This window comes from Agrobacterium sp. CFBP 3001, from assembly GCF_027871605.1.
Classification (GTDB): Bacteria; Pseudomonadota; Alphaproteobacteria; order Rhizobiales; family Rhizobiaceae; genus Agrobacterium; species Agrobacterium leguminum.
The window spans coordinates 139088-145607 of sequence record NZ_JAQAHD010000013.1 but is presented as its reverse complement, the minus strand read 5'-3'; the positions used below and the strand labels follow the sequence as shown (position 1 = coordinate 145607).

General features: G+C 60.0%; 6 protein-coding genes. 5 read left to right on the top strand and 1 reads right to left on the bottom strand.

Translation table 11 applies throughout. From position 1 onward, the window contains the following. Positions 1-505: 505 nt before the first annotated feature. Positions 506-1231 (bottom strand): transcriptional regulator FnrN, encoded by a 726-nt coding sequence (gene fnrN, locus PH605_RS17305; RefSeq protein ID WP_080856388.1) that lies wholly within the window; start codon positions 1229-1231, stop codon positions 506-508. A 212-nt stretch (positions 1232-1443) separates the two neighbouring features. On the opposite strand from fnrN, the gene hemN reads away from it, so the two are divergent. From hemN to PH605_RS17280, 5 genes are all read left to right on the top strand, one after another. Beyond that, positions 1444-2793 (top strand): oxygen-independent coproporphyrinogen III oxidase, encoded by a 1350-nt coding sequence (gene hemN / locus PH605_RS17300; RefSeq protein WP_125145666.1) that lies wholly within the window; start codon positions 1444-1446, stop codon positions 2791-2793. 114 nt (positions 2794-2907) lie between these two features. After that, the gene (locus tag PH605_RS17295; protein ID WP_003495848.1) at positions 2908-3192 is read left to right on the top strand and encodes an acyl carrier protein; all 285 of its coding nucleotides are present in this window, start codon (positions 2908-2910) and stop codon (positions 3190-3192) included. Between the two features lie 88 nt (positions 3193-3280). Further along, positions 3281-3760 (top strand): 3-hydroxyacyl-ACP dehydratase FabZ family protein, encoded by a 480-nt coding sequence (locus PH605_RS17290; RefSeq protein WP_065655005.1) that lies wholly within the window; start codon positions 3281-3283, stop codon positions 3758-3760. A gap of 209 nt (positions 3761-3969) precedes the next feature. After that, the gene (locus PH605_RS17285; RefSeq protein ID WP_080856386.1) at positions 3970-5166 is read left to right on the top strand and encodes a beta-ketoacyl-ACP synthase; all 1197 of its coding nucleotides are present in this window, start codon (positions 3970-3972) and stop codon (positions 5164-5166) included. 11 nt (positions 5167-5177) lie between these two features. Then, positions 5178-6461 carry a beta-ketoacyl-ACP synthase gene (locus PH605_RS17280; protein ID WP_142845529.1) on the top strand — a complete coding sequence of 428 codons (1284 nt, stop codon included), beginning with the start codon at positions 5178-5180 and terminating at the stop codon, positions 6459-6461. Positions 6462-6520 lie beyond the last annotated feature (59 nt).

Below are 6520 nucleotides of genomic sequence, written 5' to 3'. Positions count from 1 at the left end.
GGAGACCCGGGCTCATCCACGGGATCAATGTCCCCAGGGGGGATCGGTCTTCCATCCGCCACCGCACAAGCGACAATAGCACAGCGCGGCGAAATCAAGTTACAAGGGGGCTAGCTCTCCACATATCTCCGCGCTTGCCCCCTCATCCGACCCTTCGGGCCACCTTCTCCCCGGCGGGGAGAAGAAACAAGCGGCGATGCCGAACTTGCTACAGCGACAATCACGGCTGAAGGTCCTGTCGGCCCGGCAATCATAACCCCTTCTTTACCCTGCCTTTGAACCATCTGCTTACCCAAGATGTTAAGCGGATGGATGAGGTTTGCCGCTTATGATGCAGCCATAACAAACAGGCCGCTGAAAAAGCGGGGCACGGGGTGAAATATCATGAAATGCATCGCCGCTTTGCTGGTTCTTGCCGGTTTTGCGCTCGCACCCGCTCAGGCGCGGGCGCCGCATATCAATTTCGGGACATCTGCACTTCAGGGGCAGTGAGAGGCAAATTCCGTCAGTCGTTGCCGGCGGCGTCACTCAGCACGTCGAGATCGGGCACGGTGATGTGGCGATTGTTCTCGATGCGGATAATGCCTTCCTTGCGCAGCTTGGTCATTTGCCGGCTAACCGTTTCGATGGTGAGCCCGAGGAAATCGGCGATATCGGCGCGTGAAAGCGGCAGGTCGAAGCAGGATTTGTCGTCGTTTTCCGGGTCGATATGGGTGGCGATCATATAAAGGAAGCTGGCAACCTTTTCCTGCGCCGATTTGCGCCCCAGCGTCAGCATCCAGTCGCGCGCCTCGTCCAGTTCCTTCAGGGACTGGTTGTGGAGCTTGCGTTCCATATCGGGCACTTCGGAAACCATCCGGTCGACGACGCGGCGCGGGAAAAGACAAATCTCCACATCGGTTGCGGCTTCCGCAGTCATCTTGCTTTCCGCCATGAAGGGTCGGCCGAGAAAGTCCGGTGCGAATTGCAGGCCGACGATCTGCTGGCGGCCATCCGACATCATTTTCGACAGCTTCACCACGCCGTTTAGGATATTGCCGTAGGAGGTGACGAGTTCGCCCTGGCCAAGAAGCTCGTTGCCCGCTTCCAGTTTCTTGCGGCTGGAATGGCGATTGAGGTCACAGAGCTGCTGCGGCGTCAGCGTGCTGCAAAGACCGCCGTGACGCGCCTCGCAGGAGCGGCAAACAACGGGTTCTTCCGAATTGTGGATGGTCTTCTGCAGCGTGTCCATAAGCCTTTTCCAATGCTGGCTTTTCGGGACGATTGCGACCGTGGGTGTTAAATCCGGTCTGATGCAAGGCTTTCGCCACGTAGCCGTCGCCCCTGCGTCTACTTTAGCAAGAACTTACGGTGCAATTTGATTGAAGTCAAAGTTGCAAACTGTCGCAGCCGTTACTGAAAGAGAGGAAATCGACATTTTCTTGATAAAAGGCAAATCGGGCGATGAATACCGAACTTCTTTACAAATATTCGGGTGCAGTGCCGCGCTACACAAGCTATCCGACGGCGCCGCATTTCCACGAGGGAATCGATAATGGCACCTATCGCCGCTGGCTCGGCGCGCTCGGTCACAGGAATCGCCTGTCGCTTTATCTGCATATTCCCTATTGCGACCGGCTGTGCTGGTTCTGCGCCTGTCACACCAAGCACACGCTGAAATACGAGCCGATTGCCGTTTATCTTGAAGCACTTAAGCAGGAGATCGAAGCCGTCGGCGCACTTGTTTCGCCGGATGCGGTGGTGGGTGCCGTGCATTTCGGCGGCGGCTCGCCCACCATGTTGAAGCCGGAGGACATGCAGAGCCTGATGGACTGTCTGCGGCGTCATTTCACCTTCGGCCTTGCACCCGAGATCAGCGTCGAGATGGACCCCAACGATCTGGATGACAGCCGCTACGATGCGCTTGCCGCCATCGGCATGTCGCGGGCGAGCCTCGGGGTTCAGGACTTCGATGACAAAGTGCAAAAAACCATCAACCGCATTCAGTCCTTCGAACAGACGAAATCCGTGGTGGATGCGGTGCGGGCGAGGGGCGTTCATTCGGTCAATTGCGACATTCTTTATGGGTTGCCTTTCCAGACCTGCGGGACATTGGAAAAGACGGTGAACCAGATCGTGTCGCTCGACCCCGATCGCATCGCGCTTTTCGGTTATGCGCATGTTCCGTGGATGAAAAAACACCAGTCGCTGATCCCGGAGCATGCCCTGCCGGATATTGCCGAACGCTACCGCCAGATGACGATGGCGGCGGAGATGCTGAAACAGGCGGGTTACGAGGCCATCGGCATCGATCATTTCGCCAAGCCGACCGATACATTATGCCAGGCCGCCGAAGCGGGCGCCCTGCGGCGGAATTTTCAGGGCTATACGACCGATACGGCCGATGCGCTGATCGGACTTGGTGCATCGTCCATCGGCAGGCTGCCGCAGGGTTATGTGCAGAACATGGTGGCGACGGGGGAATATCAGCGGATGGTGGGCGAGGGCGGTCTTGCCGCCGTCAAGGGCATAGAGTTGTCTGAGGACGACCATCTGCGCTCGCATGTCATCGAAAGGCTGATGTGCGATTTCGCTATCGATCTTTCGCAGTTGCAGCACCGTTTCGGCAATGTGAGCCATTCCGTGAGAGCCCAGGCGCAGCATTTCGCCGCAAGCGACAAGGATGGCGTAGTGCGGATGGACGCCGATATTTTTGCGGTGACGGAGGCTGGAAAGCCCTTCGTGCGTAATATCGCGGCAATCTTCGACGCCTATCTCGGCAATGGACGCGGCCGCCATTCGGTTGCTGTTTAGGCAACAGTTTTGGGGCAAATTTCAAAGTTACGTCACGAAACCATTGGCTTTTTTGTGCGACTTGCCTATGTGGTGCGTCAGACAGGATAATTCATACGAACGACAATAAGGATTATGGGCGTGACAGCTACATTCGACAAGGTTGCCGACATTATCGCCGAAACCAGCGAAATCGACCGCGAAACCATTACGCCGGAGAGCCACACGATCGACGATCTGGGCATCGACAGCCTCGACTTTCTTGATATCGTTTTCGCGATCGACAAGGAATTCGGCATCAAGATTCCGCTCGAGCAGTGGACGCAGGAAGTCAACGAAGGCAAGGTTTCCACCGAAGAATATTTCGTGCTGAAGAACCTTTGCGCCAAGATCGACGAATTGCGCGCAGCCAAGGGCTGATCTGACAGTGCCCGCTTCAGGCGGGCATTTTCTTTTGATGCCGCCTGCGGGCAAACCATGACTAACCGACCAGAGACGGGCCGGACGGATGCTGCTTGAATATTTTCAGATGATCGACAAGGTCGAGGCCGTGGACATGACGACGCGCACGTTGAAGGCGCAGTCTGTCGTTCCCGACAAAAGCCCGGTTTTCGAAGGCCACTTTCCCGGCATGCCGCTGGTTCCGGGCGTGCTTCTGATCGAGACAATGGCGCAGGCGTCCGGCATGATGGTTCTGGCGTTTTCCGATTTTGCGTCCATGCCGTTCCTGATGTCGGTGGACGGCGCCAAGATGCGTACCTTCGTGGAGCCGGGCGCGGTTCTCGACATCGAGGCGGTGCTGGAGCATGACGGTTCCGGCTTTGCAGTTACCAAGGCGAAGATCACCTCGGATGGCAAGAAGGTCTGCGACGCGCAGCTTAAACTCAGGACCATGCCCTTCAGCGAAATCCCGCTTGGGCCTATCGTCAAGAAGCGGGCCGAGGAAGTCGGCCTGATGGCGGCGATTGCCGCGGATGCACAGAAATAAGCGTTTCCGTCCGTTTCGAAGGAGAGCGTTTTTCCCGCCGGCTCGGTTTTTGAGCACGAAAATCGTGGGCTCGCGACGGCGGATCAGGCCTTCACCATTGCCAATCCGCATCGCGCGCTTTATTCCGCAACGCATGAAGTGGTTGTTCGCGACCGCTGTTGGATAGCCGTGACCGTTTCGACGGGGCCGGCTGCAAAGGATGACAGACGATGAAATCTGACAATGATGTGGTGATAACAGGGGTCGGCATCGTGACCTGTCACGGCGTCGGCAGCCAGGCGCATGTGGCGCTTCTTTCGGGAACCGCCGTGCCGGAGCCGGTGGTCGAGACCGAAAAGTTCAAGCCTTATCCGGTCCATCCCATGCCGGAGATCGACTGGTCCGCGCAGATCGCCAAGCGCGGCGACCAGCGCCAGATGGAAAACTGGCAGCGTCTCGGCGTTTTCGCCGCCGGTCTCGCACTCGACGATGCCGGGCTGAAGGAAGATGCAGAAGCCTGCGCCACCATGGACATGATCGTTGCCGCCGGCGGCGGTGAGCGCGACATCAATGTCGACACGCTGATCGTTGACGAGGCGCTGAAGCGCAATGACCGCGAAAAGCTGCTCAATGAGAAGCTGACGACGGAGCTGCGTCCGACGCTGTTTCTTGCCCAGCTTTCCAACCTGATGGCCGGCAATATTTCCATCGTGCACAAGGTTACCGGGTCTTCCCGCACCTTCATGGGCGAGGAAGCGGCCGGCATTTCCGCCGTCGAAACCGCGTTCCACCGCATCCGCTCCGGCGAATCGAGCCACGCGCTGGTGGGCGGCGCCTTCTCGGCGGAACGTCCCGACATGATCCTGCTGTTTGAGGCCATCGGCGCGCATGCGCAGGGCGGCTGGCAGCCGCTGTGGTCGCGTCAAGGTCAGGAAGGCGGCGGCATGGTTTCCGGTTCGCTCGGAGCCTTCCTGGTGCTGGAATCGCGCAAGCACGCCAGCGAGCGCGGCGCGCGCATTTATGCCCGCATCGACGCCATCGAGGGCGACCGCGGCAGCCGTGACGAAGGCAAGATGGAAAAGCGCATGGAGCGGCTGCTTGCCCCCGCCAAGGACAGCGCGGCGACCGTCGTGTTTTCCGGCGCGAGCGGTTATGACGGCGTGACGGCCCGCGAGAAGGACATTCTCGAAAAGGCCCTGCCGAATGCCGTCATTCGCGGTTTTGGCGGCGTCACCGGTCATGGGCTGGAAGCACAGTTTCCGCTCGGGCTGGCGCTTGCCGCGCTGACGCTTGAAAGCGGCGCGAAGGTGCCTACCTTCGATGCGGCTGAGGAAAAGCCCATGGGCGAGGCGGCCAGCGAAGCCGTCGTCACCACCGTCGGCCATGTGCGCGGCGAAGGTGTCGCCGTTCTGTCCCGCGACGTTTGAGGAGAAAGACCATGACTTCCAATTTCAGGGATCATCTCGGTCGTCCCATCGTCGCCGTCACCGGCATGGGCATCATCACCTCGCTCGGGCAGGGGCTTGCCGATAACTGGGCGGCGCTGACATCGGGCAAATCGGGCATCCACAAGATCACCCGTTTCCCGACCGAGGGGCTTTCGACCCGCATCAGCGGTACGGTGGATTTCATCGATATCCCGGTTCCGAATTCGGTCGAGCGTTCCTATGCCTTCGCGCGCGAAACCACCATCGAGGCACTGGCGCAGGCCGGTATCTCCGGCGATTTCGACGGCCCGCTATTTCTCGCGGCGCCGCCTATCGAGCCGGAATGGAGCGCCCGTTTCGAGCTTGCCGACCGGTCTCCGCCGGCCGCCCAGCCGGGTGACGCCTATGAACGGTTCCTGACGGCCTTCCGCCAGCGTCCCGACCCGGCGTTCCAGGAAGCCGCCCTGTTCGGTGCGATTTCCGAACGCCTTTCCGACCGTTTCGGTACCCGTGGCCTGCCCGTCACGCTGTCTACGGCCTGTGCATCGGGCGCGACCGCGATCCAGCTCGGCGTCGAGGCAATCCGCCAGGGCCGCACCGAGCGGGCGCTGACGGTCGCCACCGACGGTTCGGTCAGCGCGGAGGCGCTCATTCGCTTCTCGCTTCTCTCCGCGCTTTCCACCCAGAACGACCCGCCGGAAAAGGCCTCCAAGCCGTTCAGCAAGGACCGCGACGGTTTCGTGATCGCCGAGGGTGCTGCGACGCTGGTGCTGGAATCGCTGGAAACCGCCGTTGCACGTGGCGCGAAGGTGCTCGGCATCATCAAGGGTGCGGGCGAGAAGGCCGACAGCTTCCACCGCACGCGGTCTTCGCCCGATGGCGGCCCGGCGATTGCGACGATCCGCGCGGCACTGGCCGATGCGGGCGTGGCCGAAAGCGATATCGGTTACATCAACGCCCACGGCACTTCGACGCCTGAGAACGACAAGATGGAATATGGCTCCATGCTCGCCGTCTTCGGCGAGGGTCTGAAGAATATTCCGCTGTCGTCCAACAAGTCGATGATCGGCCATACGCTCACCGCCGCCGGCGCCGTGGAAGCGGTGTTCTCGCTGCAGACCATGTTGACCGGCACGCTGCCGCCGACGATCAACTACAACAATCCCGATCCGACCATCACGCTCGACGTGGTGCCGAATGTGAAGCGGGATGCTCAGGTGAGTGCGGTTCTGTCCAACTCCTTCGGGTTCGGCGGGCAGAATGCAAGCCTTGTCATGACGCGGGAACCGGCTTAACCGGTTTCGCCATCAACAGGAGCGTTTCCAGGGCAACTGCGGAAACGCTCTCGCTTCTT